The 21,428-nt window shown below is 72.2% G+C and carries 19 protein-coding genes and 1 pseudogene; 12 read left to right on the top strand and 8 right to left on the bottom strand.

From position 1 onward, the window contains the following. Positions 1–7: 7 nt before the first annotated feature. The 3 genes from F8R89_RS32185 to F8R89_RS32175 form a co-directional block, all read right to left on the bottom strand. A complete protein-coding gene (locus F8R89_RS32185) occupies positions 8–727 on the bottom strand; it encodes an alpha/beta fold hydrolase (protein ID WP_151787277.1) in 720 nt (239 codons plus the stop codon). Positions 728–807: 80 nt separating this feature from the next. Beyond that, positions 808–1,758 (bottom strand): alpha/beta hydrolase, encoded by a 951-nt coding sequence (locus F8R89_RS32180; RefSeq protein ID WP_151787276.1) that lies wholly within the window; start codon positions 1,756–1,758, stop codon positions 808–810. A 115-nt stretch (positions 1,759–1,873) separates the two neighbouring features. Next, entirely contained in the window at positions 1,874–2,662 is a 789-nt protein-coding gene (locus tag F8R89_RS32175; protein WP_151787275.1) for a DUF427 domain-containing protein, read from the bottom strand. Between the two features lie 307 nt (positions 2,663–2,969). Here F8R89_RS32175 and F8R89_RS32170 point away from each other — a divergent pair, with 307 nt between their 5' ends. The 4 genes from F8R89_RS32170 (at position 2,970) to F8R89_RS32155 (ending at position 6,444) form a co-directional block, all read left to right on the top strand. Then, complete coding sequence (locus F8R89_RS32170; protein WP_151787274.1) at positions 2,970–3,440, top strand: carboxymuconolactone decarboxylase family protein; 471 nt, start codon at positions 2,970–2,972, stop codon at positions 3,438–3,440. 107 nt (positions 3,441–3,547) lie between these two features. Next, positions 3,548–4,363 (top strand): alpha/beta fold hydrolase, encoded by an 816-nt coding sequence (locus tag F8R89_RS32165; RefSeq protein WP_151787273.1) that lies wholly within the window; start codon positions 3,548–3,550, stop codon positions 4,361–4,363. Continuing rightward, positions 4,360–5,886 (top strand): MFS transporter, encoded by a 1,527-nt coding sequence (locus F8R89_RS32160; RefSeq protein ID WP_151787272.1) that lies wholly within the window; start codon positions 4,360–4,362, stop codon positions 5,884–5,886. Before F8R89_RS32165 ends, F8R89_RS32160 begins: the two co-directional genes overlap by 4 nt. 63 nt (positions 5,887–5,949) lie before the next feature. After that, complete coding sequence (locus F8R89_RS32155) at positions 5,950–6,444, top strand: cupin domain-containing protein (protein ID WP_151787271.1); 495 nt, start codon at positions 5,950–5,952, stop codon at positions 6,442–6,444. Positions 6,445–6,601: 157 nt separating this feature from the next. Here the strand turns inward: F8R89_RS32155 and F8R89_RS32150 are convergent, their stop codons facing one another. Next, entirely contained in the window at positions 6,602–7,054 is a 453-nt protein-coding gene (locus tag F8R89_RS32150; RefSeq protein WP_151787270.1) for a cupin domain-containing protein, read from the bottom strand. Positions 7,055–7,326: 272 nt separating this feature from the next. On the opposite strand from F8R89_RS32150, the gene F8R89_RS32145 reads away from it, so the two are divergent. From F8R89_RS32145 to F8R89_RS32135, 3 genes are all read left to right on the top strand, one after another. Next, complete coding sequence (locus F8R89_RS32145) at positions 7,327–8,067, top strand: SDR family oxidoreductase (RefSeq protein WP_151787269.1); 741 nt, start codon at positions 7,327–7,329, stop codon at positions 8,065–8,067. Positions 8,068–8,179: 112 nt separating this feature from the next. Then, positions 8,180–10,864: a pyruvate dehydrogenase (acetyl-transferring), homodimeric type gene (gene aceE, locus F8R89_RS32140; RefSeq protein ID WP_151787268.1), complete on the top strand. Its 2,685-nt coding sequence runs from the start codon at positions 8,180–8,182 to the stop codon at positions 10,862–10,864. Positions 10,865–10,973: 109 nt separating this feature from the next. Beyond that, positions 10,974–12,236: a 2-oxo acid dehydrogenase subunit E2 gene (locus tag F8R89_RS32135; RefSeq protein WP_151787267.1), complete on the top strand. Its 1,263-nt coding sequence runs from the start codon at positions 10,974–10,976 to the stop codon at positions 12,234–12,236. 95 nt (positions 12,237–12,331) lie between these two features. On the opposite strand, the gene F8R89_RS32130 is transcribed toward F8R89_RS32135, so the two are convergent. The 4 genes from F8R89_RS32130 to F8R89_RS32115 all read right to left on the bottom strand — a co-directional run bounded on the left by F8R89_RS32130 (position 12,332) and on the right by F8R89_RS32115 (position 16,858). Beyond that, positions 12,332–12,823 carry a GNAT family N-acetyltransferase gene (locus F8R89_RS32130; RefSeq protein WP_151787266.1) on the bottom strand — a complete coding sequence of 164 codons (492 nt, stop codon included), beginning with the start codon at positions 12,821–12,823 and terminating at the stop codon, positions 12,332–12,334. A 66-nt stretch (positions 12,824–12,889) separates the two neighbouring features. Next, entirely contained in the window at positions 12,890–13,732 is an 843-nt protein-coding gene (locus F8R89_RS32125) for an alpha/beta fold hydrolase (protein ID WP_151787265.1), read from the bottom strand. Positions 13,733–13,963: 231 nt separating this feature from the next. After that, positions 13,964–15,583: a cytochrome b gene (locus F8R89_RS32120; RefSeq protein WP_151787264.1), complete on the bottom strand. Its 1,620-nt coding sequence runs from the start codon at positions 15,581–15,583 to the stop codon at positions 13,964–13,966. 336 nt (positions 15,584–15,919) lie between these two features. Continuing rightward, positions 15,920–16,858 (bottom strand): 2-hydroxyacid dehydrogenase, encoded by a 939-nt coding sequence (locus tag F8R89_RS32115; RefSeq protein ID WP_151787263.1) that lies wholly within the window; start codon positions 16,856–16,858, stop codon positions 15,920–15,922. A 205-nt stretch (positions 16,859–17,063) separates the two neighbouring features. Between F8R89_RS32115 and F8R89_RS32110 the strand changes: the two genes are divergently transcribed. The 5 genes and pseudogenes from F8R89_RS32110 (at position 17,064) to F8R89_RS32090 (ending at position 21,425) form a co-directional block, all read left to right on the top strand. After that, entirely contained in the window at positions 17,064–17,831 is a 768-nt protein-coding gene (locus F8R89_RS32110; RefSeq protein WP_225994557.1) for a class I SAM-dependent methyltransferase, read from the top strand. A 58-nt stretch (positions 17,832–17,889) separates the two neighbouring features. Continuing rightward, positions 17,890–18,048: pseudogene (locus F8R89_RS32105) on the top strand (NAD(P)/FAD-dependent oxidoreductase); the annotation flags it as partial. 50 nt (positions 18,049–18,098) lie between these two features. Continuing rightward, positions 18,099–18,842 (top strand): PIG-L deacetylase family protein, encoded by a 744-nt coding sequence (locus F8R89_RS32100; protein WP_151787261.1) that lies wholly within the window; start codon positions 18,099–18,101, stop codon positions 18,840–18,842. Between the two features lie 91 nt (positions 18,843–18,933). Continuing rightward, positions 18,934–20,034: a phenazine antibiotic biosynthesis protein gene (locus F8R89_RS32095; RefSeq protein WP_151787260.1), complete on the top strand. Its 1,101-nt coding sequence runs from the start codon at positions 18,934–18,936 to the stop codon at positions 20,032–20,034. Continuing rightward, entirely contained in the window at positions 20,034–21,425 is a 1,392-nt protein-coding gene (locus F8R89_RS32090; protein WP_151787259.1) for an aldehyde dehydrogenase family protein, read from the top strand. Before F8R89_RS32095 ends, F8R89_RS32090 begins: the two co-directional genes overlap by 1 nt. The last annotated feature ends 3 nt before the right edge of the window (positions 21,426–21,428 follow it).

Raw genomic sequence — 21,428 nt, 5'->3', positions numbered from 1 at the left:
CGTCCGCTCAGCCGGTCGCCTGCGCCGCCTCGTCGATCAGCCGGGCGACGTCGCCCGGACGGGACACGCTGACCGCGTGGGAAGCGGTGACGTGTGCCACCGTGGCCCCCGCGCGCTCGGCCATGTACGTCTGCGCCTGGGCCGGTATGTTGCGGTCCTCGGACGCCACGAGGACCCAGGACGGGATGTCCTTCCACGCCGCGGCCGACGCGCCCTCCGCCAGCGCGGCGTCGGCGACGGGCCGTTGGGTTGCCGCCATGACCGCCGTGACCTCCTCCGGGACGTCGGCGGCGAACTGCTGGTGGAATCTGCTTTTCTCGATGTAGAGGTCCGCGGCCCGGGCCCCGTCGGGGAGCGTGACCGGGACCGGGCGGAGCGTCTCGCCGAGGGTGCTGCCCGGGAACTTGCCGGACAGGTCGACGGCGCTCTCGCCCACGTCCGGCAGGAAGGCCGCGACGAACACCAGAGCCTTGACGTGACCGAGTCCCGTGGCCGCGTTGCTGATGACGGAACCGCCGTAGGAGTGTCCGGCGAGGACCACGGGCCCGTCGATGGATTCCAGGAGTTGCCGGACGTACGCGCTGTCCGCGGTCAGCCCGCGCAGCGGGTTGCTCGCGGCCACGACCGGATAGCCGTGTGACTGGAGCCTCTCGACGACGCCGTTCCAGCTGGACGAGTCCGCGAACGCGCCGTGGACGAGGACGATGGTCGAATTCTGTGCACTCATGGGAGTGGCCTTTCGTTGAGCCGGCACACCGTGCGCGTCATGGGGCGCGCCAGGGTGCCGGCGGTGCCGCGCGGAACGGGTCAGTCGGTGCCGAGGGCCTTGCGCAGGACGTGGATCGCCTGCTCGATCGCCGCGGTCGACGCCTGGGTTCCGCGGACCGGGTTGAGCATCATGAAGTCGTGCAGGCTGGCGTTGTAGCGGACGCTCGTGGTCGGCACACCGGCCTGGATCAGCTTGCGGGCGTAGGCCTCGCCCTCGTCGCGCAGCACGTCGTTCTCGTCGACCGCGACGAACGCGGGCGGCAGCCCCTGGAGGTCCTCGAGCGTGGCGCGCAGCGGCGAGGCCGTGATCTCGTCGCGCTCCGCCGGATCGGTGGTGTAGGCGTTCCAGAACCATTCCATGGCCTTGGCGGTCAGGTGCGGTCCGTGGGCGAAGACGCGATAGCTCTCGGTGTCCTGCCCCGCGTCGGTGACGGGGTAGTAGAGGGACTGGTGCAGGAAGGTCACGTCACCGCGCCGCTTGGCCAGGTGGGTGAGGGCGGCGCTCATGTTGCCGCCGACGGAGTCACCGGCGACGACCATGCGGGAGCCGTCGAGGTCCTCCTCGGCGCCCTGGGTGGTGACCCACTGGGCGGTGGCGTAGGCCTGCTCGATGGCGACGGGGTACTTCGCCTCCGGTGAGCGGTCGTACTCGACGAAGACCACAGCCGCCTCCGCGCCCACGGCCAGCTCGCGCACCAGCCGGTCGTGGGTGCCGGCGTTCCCGAGGATCCAGCCGCCGCCGTGCACGTAGAGGATGACGGGAAGCGTGCCGGTGCTGCCGGCGGGCTTGACGATGCGCACCTTCACCTCGCCGACCCGGGCGGGGACGGTGATCCACTTCTCGTCCACGTCGGGCTTGCCGATGGGCCCGGACTGGACGTCGTCGAGCAGCTTGCGGGCTCCCTCGACACCGAGTTCGTACAGCAGCGGCGGCTTGGCGGTCGCGTCGGCGAACTCCTGCGCGGCGGGCTCGAGGACGATGTCACTCATGATCGCTCCCTGAAATGGTGGCTTTTGGAGGACTTTCCACCTCATCAGACCGTCTTGGGAGCCGATGTGTGACGCGCCGGGAGAAAAGACGTGCCCGCCGCACGACGGGGCTCGGCTAGTCGGACGCCACCCGGGTGGGGTCCGCCGGCCTGGGCAGCAGGGAGCCGTCGACGTACAGATCGACGTGCTCGTTGTAGAACGCGGTCAGTCCGGCGATGCGGTTGGCCTGGATGGTCGGGAAGTCGTACGTCCAGGCGATGTCCTCATGGGAGGCGGTGTCGCTGTCGAACGACCAGTAGTCGCTCGTCGTGCCCTTGTAGGGACACCGGGTCACCGTGTCGGAGCGCCGCAGCCGGGTCCAGTCGATGCTCGCGGGATCGAGGTAGTAGCGGGTCGGCAGGCCGGTCTCGAACAGCTTCACGCAGCCGGAGGCCTCCGCCAGCACGACGCCGTCCACCTCGACCCGCACGGTGCTGCGCGAACGGAGCGCGTCCACGCGCGAGTACGGGCTCCGCGGGTGGACGAAGACCGGCTCGTCCTCCTCGAACCAGGCATCGAGCGCCTCCCATTCGAAGCGCACCGTCTCCCGCAGCGCTTCGGGGGAGCCCTCCCCCCACACCCACGCCGCTCCGGCACGGACCTCCGGCCCGACCCGCAGGGTGTGGCGGTGCGCTACCCCGGCACCGAGTTGCTCGGTGTGCCTGTCGTCGTGGAGCGCTCCCTCCACCAAGTCCTCGATCGGGATGCTGAATTGCGGATAGGCCTGCCACTCCCACACGTACAGCGCGCGGCGCGTGTCGAACACGACACGGCCCGCGACCATGCCCCGGATCCGCCGGGGAACGGGTTCGACGTGCCCGATCGGGACGATGAGACTCGGGTGCAGGATGCTTTCGGTAGCCATGGTGATCACCTGGGGTTCGCTGATGGTGTGCTCGCCGGCCCGGGTCCCGGGAGGGCGGCGCCGACTCAGGCCGACCGGCCTGGTCCATTCGCTCGATGGTATCTCCCGCGCCCGGCGAACACACTGAACGCGGGCCGCGCACGCGCTTTTCACTCACACGGTGTGTCAGATGATGTGTCGTGTCTGCTGCTCCGCGACAGGTCCGCACCTGTCGTGCGTGGGGGGGGGGGGGCGACTTCCGTTGTCACAAAGCGCGCGGGCTCCCGGTCAGTGGGCTGTAATCCCGTTCCTCTTGAGGAGATACGACATGGACGCGCGCATCAACTACTTCGGCAACGCGCTGGCCGGCAAGGTGATGAAGCACCTGAACTCGGCCGGGGCGGCGGTCCAGGCCGCTCTGCCGGTCACCACCCAGGAGCTGGTGAAGATCCGTGCCAGCCAGATCAACGGCTGCGGCTTCTGCACCGACATGCACACCAAGGACGCCGCCGCGGCCGGCGAGGATCAGCAGCGGCTGAACCTGGTGGCCGTGTGGCGCGAGGCCACGGTCTTCTCGGACGCCGAGCGGGCCGCCCTGGAGCTGGCCGAACAGGGGACGCGCATCGCCGACGCCGCCGGCGGCGTCTCGGACGAGGCGTGGGCGCAGGCCGCGAAGCACTACGACGAGGACCAACTCGCCGCGCTGATCTCGCTGATCGCCGTCATCAACGCCTACAACCGGATCAACGTCATCAACCAGCAGCCCGCAGGCGGATACAAGCCCGGCATGTTCGGCTGAGGCAGCCGCTCCGGCCCCGCCGGACGCCGTACCGTCCGCCGTCCGCTCGCCCGGCCCGCGAGCGGGTGGCGGGCCCCTCGGGCAACGCCACCCCCCAAGGACCCCTGATGCCAGACCACCGCGCGCTCGAACCACTGCGACGGGTCAGCACCGACATCCTGGACATCGCCTACTACGAGGCGGGTCCCACGGACGGCGACACCGTGCTGCTCCTGCACGGTTTCCCCTACGACATCCACAGTTACGCGGAGGTGGCTCCACGCCTCGCGGACAGCGGGTTTCGGGTCGTCGTCCCCCATCTGCGGGGCCATGGGCCCACCAGGTTCCTCTCCGCGACGACTCCCCGCTCCGGTCAGCAAGCCGCCCTCCAGGACATCGCCGCGGCGGCGGAACCCGTCGAGCCCGAACGCGAGGCGGGTTTCTGGTACTTCTACTACTTCCTCACCGAGCGGGGCCGGGCCGGACTGGCCCGCGATCCGCAGGGGGTCGCACGCGTGATCTGGAAGCGGAACTCCCCGAAGTGGCCGTTTCGCGAACAGGACCTGGAGCGGGCCGCGCGGTCCTTCGCCAACCCCGACCACACCGACGTCGTGGTCCATCCGTACCGGCACCGCCTCGGGTTCGCCCCGGGTGCCGAACCGTACGCACGGCTGGAGGAGCAGCTGGCCGGGCTGCCCCCGATCACCGTGCCCGCCATCACCCTGGACGGGCTGGCCGACGGCAACTTCCCGGCCACGGACGGGTCCTCGACCGCCCGTCACTTCACCGGCCCCCGTCTCCACCGCACGGTCGCGGACGCCGGCCACAACCTCCCCCAGGAGCGCCCGGAAGCGTTCGCGGCCGCTGTGCGGGACGTACGCGACCTGCGACAGGGACACCCCGCCCGCGCTCGCCTCACCGGACGACGCCAGGACACGACATGAACCGATCCCCCACTCCCGAGAGCACCGCCCCCCTCCGCGTCGCCGGCGCCCGCGGACGGTGGACCCTGCTGGCCACCGTCCTGGGCTCCGGCGTCGTGCTGCTCGGCTCGACGGTGACCAACGTCGCGCTCCCACGCATCGGCCAGGACTTCGACGCCGATCTCGACGCCCTCCAGTGGACGGTGAACGCCTACATGCTGACCCTCGCGGGACTCATCCTGCTGGGCGGTTCCCTGGGCGACCGGTTCGGGCGGCGTCGCGTCTTCGTCCTGGGCCTGGTGTGGTTCGCGGTCGCCTCTCTGTTGTGCGGCCTCGCCCCGGACACGACCACGCTCATCGTCGCCCGGGCCCTGCAGGGTGTGGGCGGCGCCCTGCTCACGCCCGGCTCGCTGGCGATCATCGAGGCGTCCTTCCATCCGGACGACCGGCCGCGGGCGATCGGTCTGTGGTCTGGCTTCGGCGGCATCGGCGCCGCCCTCGGTCCCTTTGTGGGCGGGTGGCTGGTGGACGGGCCCGGCTGGCGCTGGACCTTCGTGCTGAGCGCCGTCCCGGCGCTGCTGTGCGTTCCCGTCGCCCTGCGTCATGTTCCCGAATCCGTGGGCACGGCCCGCGAGCAGCCGGCCGGCGCGGCAGGCCGACGCCGGGTCGGCTTCGACGTCAACGGCGCCTTCCTGGGGGCCCTGGCCCTGGGACTGGTCACGTACGCGCTGACGGAGGCGCGCGACGGCGGACCCGTGGCCGTCGCCGCGGCCGTCGGCGGTGTCGTCGTGGGAGCCGCGTTCCTCCGCGTGGAACGACGTGGCGCCGACCCCATGATGCCGCCGGCGATCTTCTCCTCACGGCAGTTCAGCGCCGTCAACGTGATCACCTTGTGCGTCTACGCGGGCACGGGTGGGTTCTTCTTCCTCACCGCGTTGCAGCTGCAGATCGTCGTCGGGTATCCGGCGATGGCCGCCGGGGCGGCGATGCTGCCCAACACCGTGCTGATGCTGCTCTTCTCGTCCCACGCCGGGACACTCGCCCAGCGGCTGGGACCGCGTGTGCCGCTCACCGTCGGTCCGCTGGTGTGCGGAGCGGGGATGCTGCTCATGCTGCGGGTCGGTCCCCACGCGTCCTATCTCTTCGACATCCTCCCGGCCCTGCTGGTGATGGGCACCGGCATGGTCGTCATGGTCGCTCCCCTGACCGTGACCCTGCTGCACTCGGTGGACACCGCCAACGCCGGGCTGGCCAGCGGCATCAACAACGCCGCGGCCCGGGCGGCGGGTCTGGTGTCCGTCGCTGCGCTCCCGCTGCTGGTCGGTATGGGTCCGGAGGCCTACCGGTCCGGTACGGCCTTCGACGCCTCGTTCGGACGGGCCATGCCGCTGTGCGCGGGCCTGCTCGCCGTCGGCGCGTCGGTCGCCTTCCTCATGCTGCCGCGGTCCGCCGCGGCCTCTCGTCCGCCTCACGGACACATCCACGGCTGGCTGACGGAGCCGCCGCTGGTGTCCCGCTTCACCCGTCACCAGGTCGCCGACTGACAACCGTCCGAGCCCCTCGCCGTGACAGAGGCACGGGGCGCGGGCCGCACGAAAGGAACCACCATGTCGTACCCGTACCCGGAACAGAAGTACTGGGGTGAGGACGGTGAGGTCAGTGCCGTCTTCCGTCCGGCCACCACACCGCCCGACCTCGGTGAGAGCGGGACCGGGAAGGACGCCACCCACTATCTGGCCACCACCGCCACCACCAGGGGCGAGTTCGGGTTGTACCGGGTCGAGATGCGCCCCAGGGCGGGCGGCCCGAAGACCCACTTCCACAAGCGGATCTCGGAGTCCTTCTTCATCCTGGACGGCACCGTGCGCGTGTTCGACGGTGTGCAGTGGGTCGACGCCCGCAAGGGAGACTTCCTGCACGTCCCCCAGGGCGGTCTGCACGCCTTCCGCAACGACTCGGACGCGCCGGCCGACATGCTGCTGCTGTTCACTCCGGGGGCCCCGCGCGAGGAGTACTTCGAGCAGGTCTCCCGCCTGGGTCACGCGTCCGAGGAGGAGCGTGCCGCGTTCTTCGACCGGCACGACTCGTACTTCGTGGAGTAGGACGAGCAGGAGGAGCGGAGCGGGAGCCACGCGCACGGACGGGGCCCCGCACCCGTGACACCGGCCAGGCCGGGAAGGTCACGGGTGCGGGGCCCCGTCGTGGTGGTCCGGCCCCGAGGACCGGCGGTGCCCCGGGGTTCAGTCGGTGGGCCGGGGGTCAGGCGGTCGGCCGGGGGGCGCGCAGGTGAGCGCGCTCCTTCAGCTCCGCCTCGTCGACCAGTTCGAGCATGGGCTTGCCGGGCGCGCACATCATCGTGACGACGAACTCCGTCCTCTCGTCGCTGAGCGCGTTGCCGTCCTGGTAGTGGATGGCGTCGCCGCCCGGCTCCCAGAAGGTGCCGCCGGCCTCGATGACCCGCTCGGGCTCACCCTCCAGTTCGAAGCGGACGGCGCCCTTGATGACGTATCCGAACGCCGGCCCGGAGTGGCGGTGCGGCGGGGTGCCGGGGTCGCCGGGCTCCCACTCGACGTGAATGGTCATCGCCGAGGCGCCCTCGGGAACGACGACCGGCGAGGCGTCCTGGAGCATCTTCGCCGCGCGGGTCCAGCTCGGGCCGTCCGCGTCGCCCGTTCCGTGTCCGTGATGGGCGTGCTGTGCATTCTCCGACATCGAGTCGCACCTTCCGTGGTTCCGCCGTGCCCGGACTGCACACAGTCCGCGGGCACAGGATCGTCTCCGGTCGTGATGACCGCTCGCCGTCCTGACCGGACAGCGGGCGGGTCTGTGACAACTCCCCTCTCCGGCGCGGGCGGCGGCCGGCCACACGGTGTCACACGGATGCCCGGCGTTCTGTCTAGGTGAGACGGGCGCAGTGGCACATCCGCCGCCTTCCGCCCAGGACACCCAGCGGGGCCATCGCCCCCCGGACGGAGGAGACGCAGATGAGAGTCGTCGTTGCAGGTGCCACCGGACTGATCGGTTCCAGGACCGTCGCGCGGCTCCGGGACCACGGGGTGGAGGTCGTGCCGGTGTCGCGCGGGGAAGGGGTCGACGTGAGCACCGGACACGGCTTGGACCGGGCGCTGCGCGGCGCCGACGTGATCGTGGACGTCACCGACGCGCCCTCCCGCCGGCAGGAGGCCGCCACCACCTTCTTCACCACCGCGACGGGCAACCTCCTCCGGGCCGCCGCCGCAGCGGACGTCGAGCACTACGTGGCCCTGTCGGTGGTGGGCGCCGACCGCGTCGGGGCGGGCTACTTCCGGGCCAAGGCGGCGCAGGAGGACCTGGCCCGGCGCACCACCGTGCCGTACTCCGTGGTGCGCGCCACGCCGTTCCACGAGTCCGTGGAGGCCGCCGCCGCGGGCGGCGCCCGGCCCGACGGCGTGCATGTGCCGCCGCTCCTGCTCCGGCCCGTCTCGGCGGACGACGTCGCCACGGTCCTCGCCCATGTCGCCGTGGGGCTGCCGCAGTTCGGCGTGGTCGAGGCGGCCGGGCCCGAGGAGCTCCGGCTGGAGGACGTCACGGCCGCGGTTCTCGACCTGCTCGGCCGGCCCGGCCCGGTGATCGCCGACGCGCGGGCCCCGTTCTTCGGTGCGGTGCTCGATGAGCGGGCCCTGCTTCCCGGGCCGGACGCCCGTCTGGGCCATCACACCTTCGCACAGTGGCTCAAGAGCCGCTGACCCCCGCCCGGCGGCGACACCCGCCGCCCGCATCTCCCTGTCCGACCTGTCGCCCCGCGACACCCACCGTATGCGCGGCCGACGACATCCACGCCGTGAAGAGAAGGCTGCCATGAGTGAACCCCGGCCGACCGAGACCCCCGTGAGCAGTGAGCTGGACCAGCTCCCCGACCGAGACCGCGAGGAGACCGCCGAGTGGCGGGAATCCCTCGACGCCGTCGTGCGCAACGCGGGGCCGGAGCGGGCGGTCTACCTGCTGCGGCGGCTGCACGAGTTCGCGGCGGACACGGGCACGTCCCTGCCGGGGCTGCTGAACTCGGACTACATCAACACCGTCCCGGCCGCCGCGCAGCCGGAGTACGACGGTGACCTGGAGATGGAGACCAGGATCACCGCGCTCAACCGGTGGAACGCGGCGGCGATGGTCACCCGCGGCTCGCGCCTGGGACTGGGCGGTCACATCTCCACCTACGCCTCGGCGGCCTGGCTCTACGAGGTCGGCTTCCACCACTTCTTCCGGGGGAAGGACGGCGACGGCTCCGGCGACCAGCTCTTCGTCCAGGGACACGCCTCCCCCGGGATCTACGCGCGGGTCTTCCTGGAGGGACGGCTGAGCGAGAGCCGGCTGGACGCCTTCCGCCGGGAGGCCGGGGGCCGCGGCCTGCCGTCCTATCCACACCCCCGGCGGCTGCCGTGGCTGTGGGAGTTCCCGACGGTCTCCATGGGACTGGGCCCCCTCGGCGCCATCTACCAGGCCCGCTTCAACCGCTATCTGCACGCCCGCGGGATCAAGGACACCTCCGGCTCACGGGTGTGGGCGTTCCTGGGCGACGGGGAGATGGACGAGCCGGAGTCGACGGCCGCCCTGACCCTGGCCTCCCGGGAGGGCCTGGACAACCTGACGTTCGTCGTCAACTGCAATCTGCAGCGCCTGGACGGCCCGGTGCGGTCCAACTCGAAGATCGTCCAGGAACTGGAGGCACGCTTCCGGGGCGCGGGCTGGAACGTGGTGAAGACGCTCTGGGGCGAGGCCTGGGACCCGTTGCTGGCGCAGGACACCACCGGCGACCTCGTGCGGCGCCTGGGCGAGGTGCCGGACGCCGAGTTGCAGACGCTCGCCGCGCGTGACGCCGCCTACATCCGCGAGCACTTCTTCACGGGTGACGCCCTGTCCGCTCTCTCCGCCTCGCTGAGCGACGCGCGGGTGGTCGAGCTGTTCGAGAATTCACGGGGCGGACACGAGCCGTTGAAGGTGTACTCCGCCTACCGGGCCGCCGTGGAGCACCGGGGCGCGCCGACGGTGGTCCTCGCCCAGACGGTGAAGGGCCACACGCTGGGTCCGGCGTTCGAGTCGCGCAACGCCAACCACCAGATGAAGAAGCTGACGATGGAGCAGTTCCGGGCGATGCGCGATCTGCTGGAGCTGCCCATACCCGACAGCGCCCTCGCCGGCGACCAGGTCCCGTTCTGGCATCCGGGGGAGGACTCGCCCGAGGTGCGGTACCTGCGCGAGCGCCGGGCCGCGCTGGGCGGGCCCGCCCCGGTGCGGCGCGTGGTCGCCAAGCCGCTGCCGGAACCGCCCGCCAAGCCCTTCGAGGAGCTGGAGAAGGGGTCCGGCCACCAGGAGATGGCCACCACGATGGCGCTGGTCCGGCTGGTCAAGGAGCTGATGCGCGACCCGGGGAGCGGGGCACGCTGGGTGCCGATCGTCCCCGACGAGGCGCGCACGTTCGGTATGGAGTCGATGTTCCCCACCGCCGGCATCTACTCGCCGCAGGGCCAGACCTACGATCCGGTCGACGCGGACCAGCTGCTCCACTACAAGGAGAGCACGAGCGGGCAGCTGCTCATCGAGGGCATCACCGAGGCCGGTTCCGTCGCCGACTTCGCCGCCGCCGCGACGTCGTACGCCACGCACGGCGAACCCATGATCCCCTTCTACATCTTCTACGCCATGTTCGGTTTCCAGCGGACCGGCGACCAGTTCTGGGCGCTCGGCGACCAGATGGGGCGCGGCTTCGTGGTCGGCGGCACCGCCGGGCGCACGACGATGACCGGCGAGGGCCTCCAGCACGGGGACGGCCACTCGCACCTGCTGGCGGCCACCAATCCGGCGGCCGTCAGCTACGACCCGGCCTTCGCCTACGAGATCGCGGTCATCGTCCGGGACGGTCTGCGCCGGATGTACGGCGAGCGGCCCGAGGACGTCTTCTACTACTTGACGGTGTACAACGAGCCCAAGCACCAGCCCGCCATGCCGCCGGTCCCCGGCATCGAGGAGGGCATCGTCCGGGGCATCTACCGGTTCCGGCCCGCCGAGACGCCCGCTGCCGGGCCCCGGCTCCAGCTGCTCGCCTCCGGTACGGCGATCCACTGGGCCCTGCGCGCGCAGGAACTGCTCGCCTCCGACTGGAACGTGCGCGCCGACGTGTGGTCGGTGACGTCCTGGACGGAGCTGCGCCGGGACGCCATGCGGGCCGACGACGCCCGGACGCGGGGCGAGGAACGCACGCCGTTCGTCACCCGGGCCCTGGCCGGGGCGCCGGGGCCGGTGCTGGCCGTCAGCGACTGGATGCGGCAGGTCCCCGACCAGATCGCCCAGTGGGTCGAACAGGACTACTACTCGCTGGGCACCGACGGCTTCGGGCTGTCCGACACCCGTGAGGACGTGCGCCGCCACTTCCGGGTGGACGCCGAGTCGATCGTGGTGACCGCGCTGGACCGTCTGGCCCTGGCGGGGCAGGTCCCGCCGGAGACGGTCGCGCGGGCCCGCGCGCACTACGGCCTCGACCGGTGAACCCCCGGGCGAGGCGCCCCCTACCGCCCGCGTCGACCGACGCGGGCCGTGCACGACAGGTCCGGCCCGGCCACGCGCCCCGCCGGCCCGTGAGGAGTTGAACGTCATCATGACCGTTTCCGTGACCCTGCCGGCCCTCGGCGAGTCCGTCACCGAGGGGACCGTGACCCGCTGGCTCAAGCAGGTCGGTGAGCACGTCGAGGCCGACGAGCCGCTGCTGGAGGTGTCGACCGACAAGGTGGACACCGAGATCCCCTCGCCCGCCGGCGGCGTCCTGCTGGAGATCCTCGTCGCCGAGGACGAGACCGTCGAGGTGGGTGTCGCCCTCGGCGTCATCGGCGCTCCCGACACGGCCCCGGCGGCCCCGCCCGCGCCTCCGGTCCCGGCTCCGGCTCCGGCTCCGGCTCCGGCTCCGGCTCCGGCTCCGGCTCCGGCTCCGGCTCCGGCTCCGGCTCCGGCTCCGGCTCCGGCTCCGGCCGAGGCTCCCCAGGCCGCTCCGGCCCTGCCCCCCGCCGCATCCGTGCCCCGCGCACCCGCACCGGCACCGGCACCGGCACCCGCCGTAATCGTGGCACCGCCTGCCGCGTCCACCCTTCCGGCTTCCCCCGCGCCCTCGCCCACCCCGCGGGACGACGCGTCCACGCTTCGCGGGCGCACGGTGCCGATGACCCGTATCCGCCGGGCCATCGGCAACAACCTCAAGAGGGCGCTGCTGGAGCAGGCGCAGCTCACCTCCACCGTCGAGGCCGACGTCACCCGGCTGATGCGCCTGCGGAACCGGGCGAAGGACGGCTTCCTGGCCCGTGAGGGCCTCAAGCTCTCCCCGATGCCCTTCTTCGTCAAGGCGGCCGCTCAGGCACTGAAGGCCCATCCGGTCGTCAACGCCCGGATCAGCGAGGACGAGGGGACCATCACCTACTTCGACACCGAGAACATCGGGATCGCGGTCGACACGGAGGCCGGTCTGATGACCCCGGTCGTCAAGGCGGCCGGCGACCTCACCGTCGCCGGGCTCGCCCGGGCCGTCCACGACCTGGCGGACCGGGCCCGCAGCGGCCACCTCACCCCCGACGACGTGTCGGGCGCGACCTTCACCCTGTCCAACACGGGTTCACGCGGTGCCCTGTTCGACACCGTCATCGTTCCGCCGAACCAGGCGGCGATCCTCGGCGTGGGCGCCACGGTCAGGAGGCCGGGGGTCGTGCGCGTCGGTGACGAGGAGGTCATCGGTGTCCGGGACCTGGTGCACCTGTCGCTGTCGTACGACCACCGGCTGGTGGACGGGGCGGACGCGGCCCGCTACCTGACGTCGGTCAAGGCGCTTCTGGAGTCGGCGGCGTTCGAGGACGACCTGTATCCCGACGCCGTGTGAGCGCAGGGGGCCGGTGCGGGTCGCGTGACCCGCACCGGCCCCCTCACGGCGCTGGGAGTCGGCGGCGAAGCCGGTCTCCGAAGCGCCCGCGCGCGTCACCACCGGGGGACGGGCAGGCCGGCCACCAGGTCGTGGACCGGGACCCAGGCGGTGACGGCGCCGCCCTCCTCCGTGCGCCGTACGGGAGCGGGCGCGTGGCGCAGCATGGCGTCGATCCGCTCGTCGCCGGCCCGGAAGAGGCCGTAGAGCGTCGTCCAGCCACCCGCCCGCGCGTGCTCGCCCAGGTGGTGGAGCAGGCGGGTACCCAGTCCGCGGCCCTGCCAGGAGTCCTCGACGAGCAGCGCCGCCTCCACGGCCGTGTGATCCGGCATCAGGTGGCCCACGGCGAGGATGCGGCCGGTGGCGCCGAGGGCCGCCAGGTGTACCGACCCGGGACGGGACAGCAGGGTGGGCACATAGGTGCGGGGGTCGGCCATCGCCCGGTGGTAACGGCTCCACAGGGTCTGCGGCGAGCAGCGGCGGTGCATCGCCACCATGCGGGCGAGATGGCCGGGGCCCACCCGGATGATCCGCGGTTCGCGGCGCATGAGTCCGTCCTCGGGTTCGGGGAAGGGCCGGCGGTGAGCCGCCGGCCCTTCGAGCACAGGATGGGGTCAGCGCACCGAGCGGGCGGCGTTCTCGATGACGCCGGTCACCTTTCCGGGCTGCGAGACGCTCACCGCGTGGGAAGCCCGCACCTGCGTGGTCGTGGCACCGGCCCGCCGGGCCATGAACTCCTGGGCCGCGGCCGGGATGTTGCGGTCCTGGGTGGCGACCAGGACCCAGGAGGGGATGGTCTTCCAGGCCGGTTCGGCCGCTCCCTCGGCGAGGGCCGCCTCGGTGACCGGTCGCTGGGTGACGGTCATGAGGTCGGTCGTGTTGCGGGGCACGTCGGCGGCGAACTGCCCGCGGAACTTGTCGTTCTGGATGTAGAGGTCGGTACCCCGGGAACCGTCGGCGTTCGTCACGGGCACGGGGCGCAGCGCCTCACCGAGGGTGCTGCCGGGGAAGCGTGCGGCCAGATCGCCCGCGCTCTCGCCCTTCTCGGGGAGGAAGGCGGCGAGGTAGACCAGCGCTTTGACGTTCTTGTTGCCGGTGGCGGCGTTGCTGATCACCGAACCGCCGTAGGAGTGACCGGCCAGGACGATCGGGCCGTCGATGCCGGCCAGGACGTCCTTGAGGTAGGCGGAGTCGCCGCTCAGGGAGCGCAGCGGGTTGGCGACGGCGACGACCGGGTAGCCGTCGTGCCGGAGCCTGCCGATGACGTCGTTCCAGCTCGTGGAGTCGGCGAAGGCACCGTGGACCAGGACGACGGTGGGCTTGGGGCCCCGGTCGGTGGTGCCCTTGTCGGCGGAGGCCGGGGCGATGGTGGTGACGAACAGGCCGGCGGCGACGCCGGCGCCGGCCAGGACGGTCATCGCCGTGCGGGTCCGGCTGGTGCGGGAGATGAGGTTCATGTCGAATGCCTTTCGGGCGGGATCGGTGTGCTCTCGCGGCGCCCATGAGGGCTGCTCGCGGGGATGGGCGGCCACTCGGGCCGACGGGCGCGGGGCGCGCGGTGCGGGCCGCCGGATGGGCGGCCCGGTCGCGTCGGCCGTACGTTGTGTCGCCTTTACACCCTTCAGACCGGAGAACCACTGAAGGTGTGACATGTCGTGAAGATGGTGTCGGTCAAGGCGTGTTCGGGTTCAGGACCCGTGTCGACCGGTGATCTCCTCGTGTTCGGCCACCGTGGGCTTGGGGACCTGTGAGCCGGGGCCGTAGAGGAAGCCGCTGAGCCCGCTGCGCAGCCGCTGGGTGCGACGGCGCACCGCACCGTCCCCGTCGCGCGCGGACGCGGCCTTAAGGGGCCGGTACTGCTCGTGCGCGGTCAGCGTGTGCAGGTGCGCCCGGTCGAGGGGCGCGTGGACCTCGACGTACTCTCCGTGCGGCAGGCGCTTGATGACGCCGCTCTCGCGGCCGTGGAGCACGAGGTCGCGGTCCCGGCGCTGCAGTCCCAGTGCCACGCGCTTGGTGACGACGAAGGCCAGGACCGGAACGACGAAGAGGCCGATGCGCACGGCCCAGGTCACGGCGTCGACCGAGACGTGCAGCCGGGTGGCGATGATGTCGTTGGCGGCACCGACCAGGGCGACCGAGTAGACACTGATCCATGCCACGCCGAGGGCGGTGCGTACCGGGCGGTTGCGGGGCCGGTCCAGCAGATGCTGTTCCCGGTCGTCGTCCGTGACCCACGCCTCCAGGAACGGATAGGCGCCCATGGCCAGGAAGATCAGCACCCCGGCCAGCAGCGGCAGGAGGTTGTCCAGGGCCAGGGTGTGGCCCCAGAGGTCGATCTCCCAACCGGGCATGACGCGCAGGAGTCCGTCGGCGACGCCCATGTACCAGTCGGGCTGGGATCCGGCGGAGACCTGGTCGGGACGGAAGGGCCCGTAGTCCCAGACGGGGTTGATCTCGGCGACGGCGGCCATGAAGAAGATGACGCCGGCCACGAGGAAGAAGTAGCCGGCGGCCTTCACGGCGTACACCTTGGGTGACAGACCGACGACATTGCCGCGGGTACGGCCGGGGCCGGGGTACTGCGTGTGACGGTGGCGCACGGCCAGGGCCACGTGGGCGACGATCAGGGCGACCATGAGTGCGGGGATGACCAGGACGTGCAGGGTGTTGAAGCGGGCGATCAGGTCGTCGCCGGGGAACTCACCGCCGAAGAGGAAGAACGACAGATACGTCCCGACGACGGGGATCGACAGGATCGTGCCGTTCACGACCTGGAGGCCGGTGCCGGACAGCAGGTCGCCCGGCAGGTCGTAGCCGGTCAGCCCCCCGAACATGGCGAGGACGAGCAGCCCGAACCCCAACACCCAGTTCAGTTCGCGCGGTTTGCGGAACGCGCCCGTGAAGAAGACCCGGAGCAGGTGGACGAGGATGGCCGCGACGAAGACCAGAGCCGCCCAGTGGTGGGCCTGGCGCACCAGCAGGCCGCCGCGGACGTCGAAGGATATGTGCAGAGTCGAGTCGAAGGCCTCCGACACCAACTGCCCGCGCAGGGGGGCATAGCCGCCCTGGTGGACGACCAGGTCGGAGGAGGGGTGGAAGTAGAAGCTCAGATAGACGCCGGTGATCAGCAGGATCACGAAGCTGTAGAGCGCGATCTGCCCGAGCAGGAACGACCAGTGGTCGGGGAAGATGAGGCGCCGGGCGGAGCGGGCGACACGGTGGCGGCCCAGCCGGCTGTCGGCCCATCGGGCGAGCCTCTCCCCCGTGTGCTTGTGCTCCGGCTCCACCGGCCGGCTGTCGTGGCCCATCTCTTCACCCTTCGTTTCTGCGTCACCCGCGGCTCGCCGGCTCTGCGGCGGCGGGCTCCGTGCACGGGTCACGGCACGGGCGCGGTGCGACGGCTGCCGGCCGTGCGGCCGTGGCGGGTGTGGTGGCGGCCTGCGGATCGCCCGGCCGGGACGAGCGTCCGGCAGACGTATGGCACGGCGGATCCGACTCGTCCGGCTCGGCCCTGTCGGGCGTGATTCGTGTACGGCTGTCATCGACCTGACCGATGAGACGGCGTGGGTGTGACATGCGGGGCGCCCCGCGCGCGGCACCGGTGGGACGGCCCGGGTCGGCCCCCCCCCCGGCGGGGCCGGGCGTCAGCGGGACACGACGTTCTCCAGCTCCTCACCCGCGGCGAACCGGCTCAGCTGACGTCGGACGAGCCGTTCCGGACGGGGCCACAGGGAAGAGGTGAACGCGCCGACGTGCGGGGTGATGAGTACGCCGGGTGCCGTCCGTAGCGGATGCCCCGTCGGCAGCGGCTCGGGGTCGGTCACGTCGAGCGCGGCCCGCAGCCGGCCTTCGTGGGTCTCCTTCAGCAGGGCGTCGGTGTCGACGACGGCCCCGCGTGCCACGTTGACGAGCAGGGCACCGTCCTTCATGCGGGCCAGCATGCCCGCGTCGAAGAGCTGACGGGTCCGTGGTGTCAGCGGAGTGGAGAGCACGACGACACCGGCGTCGGCCACGAGTTCGGGCAGGCGTGCGCCGGAACGGACGGGCCCCCGGGGTGCGTCCCGCTCCGCGCCGGCGACACGGGTCACCGCACATCCGAACGGCACCAGGAGCTCCTCCAGCGCGGAGCCGACGGCGCCGTAGCCGACGATCAGCACGGACCGCCCGTACAGGGACGGGAAGACCTGGGGAATCCACGTTCCGCCGTGCTGAGCGCGGACCGACTTCGGTATGCCCCGCAGCGAGGCGAGGATGAGGGCCAGGGCCAGTTCGGCCGTGCCCGGAGCGGGGGCACCGCCCGCGTTGCACAGCGTCACGGGGCGGGGGACGCGGTCCAGTTCCGCGCGCAGCTCGTCCGTGCCGGAACTGAGGGCCTGCACGGCGCGGAGCCGTGTCATGCGGGGCAGGGGCCTGCTGATGACATCGATGTCCTTGGTCAGTGGCGGAACGTAGAGCTCCACCTTCGCCGGGTCCGTCGGGAAGGCCGAACGGCCGTCCCAGCGGGCGTACTCGAGTCCAGGTGGCAGGTCGGTGAGATCGGCGAGCTGTGCGGGCAGCCATACCTGCGGGCTTCTCACGGTCATGACGGCGTGTTCTGCTTTCCCTCCGGGTTCCGCGAGCCGGAACCAGAGAACTGACTGCGTGTGCCACCCACCTGTGACAGCCCTTCCCCATGACGGACGTCACCTTTGAGCGCTCGGGCCGGCTCATGGGCGGGACGTCCGCTGTCACACGCCCGGCCCACACGTGGTCTAGCTGGACATGCACCCCGTCATCACCGGAGCACCGGTGTCCCGACCGGATCCGGACTCCTACGCCGTCACCGCCGAGTTCTACGACATCCTCCAGGCAGACCGGGACGCGGCACGGGTCCGCGAGCTCTACGGCCGGCATGTCGCGCGGGCCCGTCTGGGCGTGCTGGACATCGGTGCCGGGACCGGCCGGGTCACGCTGATGAGTCTGGCCGAGTCCGCGGTCGACGTGCACGCGGTGGAGCCCGCACGGGCCATGCGCACGGCCCTGCTCACCCGCCTCGCCACCCTGCCCGCGCGTCAGCGCGAGCGGGTGACCGTGCACCCGTACGCCCTCCACGAGGCGTCGCTGAACACGGCGGCGGACGTGGCCGTGTGCCACAACACGGTCGCCTGTCTCCCACCGGCCGCGCGCGGCGCGCTGTGGCCCGCGATCCACGCGGCTCTGGCCCCCGGGGGCACGCTCCTCCTGGAGCCGCCGCCCGCTCTGCTGCCCCCTCGCGACATCGTGCGCCGGCTGCCCGAGCAGCGGGTGGGCGCACACGTGTACGGCGGACGCATGACGATGTCGGCGGCGGGATACCGCATCCGCACACGTGTCGACTACTGGGTGCGCAGTGGACGGCACGTGCTCCGGGAGCACACGGAGTCGTTCTGGATGTGGCCCGCCTCGCGCGCGGGGCTCGTCGACGACCTGGTGCGGCACGGCTTCGTCCCGCTGCCGGGACACGGCGATCCGCGCGTCCTGGCGGTGACACGGCCGCCCGGGCAACAGTGTCACAACGTATGTCGTCGCCCGGTCTGAGGGGTGACCGGACCACTCGGTCCGGCGCTTTCCCCTCACAGACCGGGACAGGGATCTCATGCCGCGTGTGAAGACGTTCGTGATCGTCGGGGGCGGCCTGGCCGCCGGCAAGGCCGCGGAGGGACTGCGCGAGCACGGCCACGACGGGCCGCTCCTCGTCCTCGGGCACGAGCGGGAACGGCCGTACATCCGGCCGCCGCTGTCCAAGGGCTGTCTCCCCCTGAAGAGTTTGCCCGCCCCGCAGGCGCGGCCGGCGGGGGACGCGACATGACCGGCACCGCGCCCACGCCGCTGCGCCCGATGCCGGCCGACTGGCGGCGGGCCCTGGCCGTGGTGGCCCACCCCGACGACCTCGAGTACGGGTGCTCGGCGGCCGTGGCGTCCTGGGTGGCCGACGGCCGGCAGGTCACCTATCTGCTCGCCACCCGTGGTGAGGCCGGCATCGACACCCTGGATCCCGGCCTGGCCGGCCCCCTGCGCGAGGCGGAACAGCGGGCCGCCGGCGCGGCGGTCGGTGTCCGTGCGGTGGAGTTCCTCGACCACCGGGACGGTGTGATCGAGTACGGGGTCTCCCTGCGCCGCGACATCGCCGCCGCCGTCCGCCGTCACCGACCCGAGCTGTTGATCACCCTCAACCACCGGGACACCTGGGCCGCCGGGGCCTGGAACACCCCGGACCACGTGGCGGTGGGACGCGCCGTGCTGGACGCGGCGGCGGACGCCGGCAACCGCTGGATCTTCCCCGAACTGGCCGAACAGGGGCTGCGGCCCTGGAACGGCGTCCGCTGGGTGGCCGTCGCCAACTCGCCGACGCCGACGCACGCGGTGTCCGCCGAGGCGGGCTTCGAGCAAGGCGTCCAGTCCCTGCTGCGGCACCGGACCTACCTCGAAGCCCTGACCGAGGAGGACCCCGAGACGTACGCGCGCCGCCTCCTCGGCGAGAGCACCGGCGTCCACCGCGCCCGGTTCGCCGGCACACCCGCCGTCGCCTTCGAACTGTTCAGCCGATGACCGGGCGCCCGCGTACCCCGCGCGCCGCTCGCGGCCGTACCCGTCACCACCCCCGCCGGCCGCACGGGCCCGCGCCGAGGAAGGACCGATCATGACGTACGACTCCCCCGCCGTCCTGGACGCAGGACCGTCCGACCGTGTCGATCCGGACGAGTTCGTGCGCGCGGCCGTGCGCTGGCACTTCGCCCCGGAGACCGGTTCCCGCTACTGGCTGGACCGGGCCGAACGGCTCGCCTTCGATCCCCTGCGGGCCGTCAGGGGCGTGGACGACCTGGCGCTCTTCCCCGATCTGACCGACGAACTGCGGCACGTCCCGGTGGCCGACCTGATCCCCCGGGGGTACGGCGGAGACGTCCGGCTGCTCAACGTCTTCGACAGCGGAGGGACGACCGGGGCGCCCAAGCGGGTCGTCCAGCTGGAGGACTGGATGCGGCACAGCACCGCACAGGTCGACGGGCGTCTGCGGGAGCACGGCCTGCCCGAGGGCGCCCAGTGGCTGACCGTCGCACCGACCGGCCCGCATCTGGTGGGGGACGTGCTGCAGCGGGCGGCGGCGTCCCTCGGCGGCCCGGGGCTGAGCATCGACATGGACCCCCGGTGGGTCAGAAGGCTGATCGCGGCGGGCCACGACGACGAGGCCGAGGCCTACACCGACCACCTCGTCGAACAGTGCCGGCGGATCCTGCTGACCCAGGACATCGGCGTCCTGGCCGCCACCACGCCCCTGCTGGAGCGCTTCGCCCGCGAGGACGACCTCCTGGAGCGGATCAACGGTTCGGTCCGGGCGATCGTCTGGGGCGGTACCCACATGGACCCCGACACCCGTCACCTGCTGGCCACGGAGGTCTTCCCCGAGGTGCCGCTCATCGGCATGTACGGCAACACCATGATGCTCACCGCGCTCGTCGAGCGCGCCGGTTCCGACCCCTCGCGGCCCTGCGTCTTCGACCCGGTCTCGCCGTACGTGTTCCTGTCGGTCGTCGACCCCGCCACCGGGGACCGGGTCCGGGTCGGCGAGCGTGGCCAGGTGAACGTCAGCCACGTCAGCAGGTCCATGTTCATCCCCCACAACGCCGAGCGCGACACGGCCCTGCGCGTACGGCCCGCTGACGGTCACGCGGGAGACGCCGTGGCGGACGTGGCACCGGTGCCCACGGTGCGGGGCGAGACCGTGATCGAGGGCGTGTACTGATGGCGGCGGCCGGCGGCGCGGAGCCGCTGTACCTGGACGCCCTGGGCCCCCGCGGCCCCTACCGCACCCGGGTACCGGACATCGTGACGGACGTCTCCGGTGCCGAGGTGGCACGGCTGAGCCTGGTCCCGCCGGTGTATGTCGACCGGGCGCTGGCCGCGCTGCGCGAGGCGGGGCCGGTGCCGCGGGCGGGCCTGGACGCGCTGCTGGAGGCGGCCGGGGAGGAGTTCGCCAACGGTACCGTCGGCGGGCTGGGCGTACGCGAGTACGAGTACCTGGTCAGCAGGACCTCCGGTACCCCGCTGTCCGTGGTGCGCGACGCCACGCGGGGCACGGCGAGGTTCGTCAGCCGCGCCCGTGTCTCCGCCGAGCAGGGCAGACCGCGCGGGACGGTCCGGGACCGCCGGGACCCGTCCCTCGGGGCCGGGCACGCCGTGTGGGCCCGCCGGGGCGAGGTGTTCGCCGTCAACGCCTCCGGCAACCATCCCGGGGTCCACCGGCTGTGGCTGGAGGCACTGGCTCTGGGCTACCGCGTCGCCGTCCGGCCGTCGCGGCGGGAGCCGTTCACCCCGCACCGTCTGGTCGGCGCCCTGCACCGGGCGGGCGTCGGCCAGGACCGGCTGGCGCTGCTGCCCACGGACCACCGGACCGCGCAGAGGCTGATCCGCGGTGCCGACCGGGCGGTGGTGTACGGCGGTGACGAGGTCGTCGCCCGCTACGCCCACGACACCCGGGTACTGCCCCAGGGTCCCGGCCGGACGAAGATCCTCGTCACGGCGGACATGGACTGGCGGGAGCACCTGGACACGATCGTCGCGTCCGTCGCCGACGAGGCCGGAACCGCGTGCGTCAACGCCACCGCCGTCTTCGTCGAGGGCGACCCGGCACCGCTAGCCGAGGCCCTCGCGGCGCGCCTGTCCCAACTGCCGGGTCTGCCGCCCCAGGACAGCCGGGCGGTGCTCCCGGTGTGCCCGCTGGACCGGGCCCGCGCCCTCGACTCCTACCTCAGGTCGGTGGCGGCGGGGTCCCTCGCCTGGCTCGGTGGTGACGGCATCGTCGACGATCTGGGCGACGGGAGTGCCGTCCTGCGGCCGGCCGTCCATCAGGTCGGCGACGCCGGTGCCCCGCAGATCGGGACCGAACTGCCCTTCCCCTGTGTGTGGGTGGCGCCCTGGAGCCGTTCGGACGGCGTCGCCCCGCTGCGGGGGACACTCGTGCTCTCGGTCCTCTCCAGGGACCGTGCCCTGCTCGACGCACTGGTGGCGGAACCCACCATCGCCAACGTGTACGTCGGGGACCACCCGACGTACTGGATGGCTCCGGGAGTGCCCCACGACGGGTACCTGTCGGACTTCCTGATGCGCGGCAAGGCCGTGGTCGGGGCCGAGTGACGC

Source organism: Streptomyces sp. SS1-1 (assembly GCF_008973465.1).
Classification (GTDB): Bacteria; Actinomycetota; Actinomycetes; order Streptomycetales; family Streptomycetaceae; genus Streptomyces.
The sequence above is the reverse complement of the archived record's forward strand: the minus strand, read 5'-3'. Positions and strand labels throughout refer to the sequence as shown.

What these genes read in the sequence shown, in the direction of transcription:
- F8R89_RS32165 (WP_151787273.1), top strand. Translation starts at nt 3,548, where the DNA reads ATGCCAGACCACCGCGCGCTCGAACCACTGCGACGGGTCAGCACCGAC.
- F8R89_RS32175 (WP_151787275.1), bottom strand. Translation starts at nt 2,662, where the DNA reads ATGGCTACCGAAAGCATCCTGCACCCGAGTCTCATCGTCCCGATCGGG.
- F8R89_RS32095 (WP_151787260.1), top strand. Translation starts at nt 18,934, where the DNA reads ATGACGTACGACTCCCCCGCCGTCCTGGACGCAGGACCGTCCGACCGT.
- F8R89_RS32100 (WP_151787261.1), top strand. Translation starts at nt 18,099, where the DNA reads ATGACCGGCACCGCGCCCACGCCGCTGCGCCCGATGCCGGCCGACTGG.
- F8R89_RS32150 (WP_151787270.1), bottom strand. Translation starts at nt 7,054, where the DNA reads ATGTCGGAGAATGCACAGCACGCCCATCACGGACACGGAACGGGCGAC.
- F8R89_RS32090 (WP_151787259.1), top strand. Translation starts at nt 20,034, where the DNA reads ATGGCGGCGGCCGGCGGCGCGGAGCCGCTGTACCTGGACGCCCTGGGC.
- F8R89_RS32130 (WP_151787266.1), bottom strand. Translation starts at nt 12,823, where the DNA reads ATGCGCCGCGAACCGCGGATCATCCGGGTGGGCCCCGGCCATCTCGCC.
- F8R89_RS32145 (WP_151787269.1), top strand. Translation starts at nt 7,327, where the DNA reads ATGAGAGTCGTCGTTGCAGGTGCCACCGGACTGATCGGTTCCAGGACC.
- F8R89_RS32160 (WP_151787272.1), top strand. Translation starts at nt 4,360, where the DNA reads ATGAACCGATCCCCCACTCCCGAGAGCACCGCCCCCCTCCGCGTCGCC.
- F8R89_RS32120 (WP_151787264.1), bottom strand. Translation starts at nt 15,583, where the DNA reads ATGGGCCACGACAGCCGGCCGGTGGAGCCGGAGCACAAGCACACGGGG.
- aceE (WP_151787268.1), top strand. Translation starts at nt 8,180, where the DNA reads ATGAGTGAACCCCGGCCGACCGAGACCCCCGTGAGCAGTGAGCTGGAC.
- F8R89_RS32125 (WP_151787265.1), bottom strand. Translation starts at nt 13,732, where the DNA reads ATGAACCTCATCTCCCGCACCAGCCGGACCCGCACGGCGATGACCGTC.
- F8R89_RS32115 (WP_151787263.1), bottom strand. Translation starts at nt 16,858, where the DNA reads ATGACCGTGAGAAGCCCGCAGGTATGGCTGCCCGCACAGCTCGCCGAT.
- F8R89_RS32170 (WP_151787274.1), top strand. Translation starts at nt 2,970, where the DNA reads ATGGACGCGCGCATCAACTACTTCGGCAACGCGCTGGCCGGCAAGGTG.
- F8R89_RS32185 (WP_151787277.1), bottom strand. Translation starts at nt 727, where the DNA reads ATGAGTGCACAGAATTCGACCATCGTCCTCGTCCACGGCGCGTTCGCG.
- F8R89_RS32155 (WP_151787271.1), top strand. Translation starts at nt 5,950, where the DNA reads ATGTCGTACCCGTACCCGGAACAGAAGTACTGGGGTGAGGACGGTGAG.
- F8R89_RS32135 (WP_151787267.1), top strand. Translation starts at nt 10,974, where the DNA reads ATGACCGTTTCCGTGACCCTGCCGGCCCTCGGCGAGTCCGTCACCGAG.
- F8R89_RS32180 (WP_151787276.1), bottom strand. Translation starts at nt 1,758, where the DNA reads ATGAGTGACATCGTCCTCGAGCCCGCCGCGCAGGAGTTCGCCGACGCG.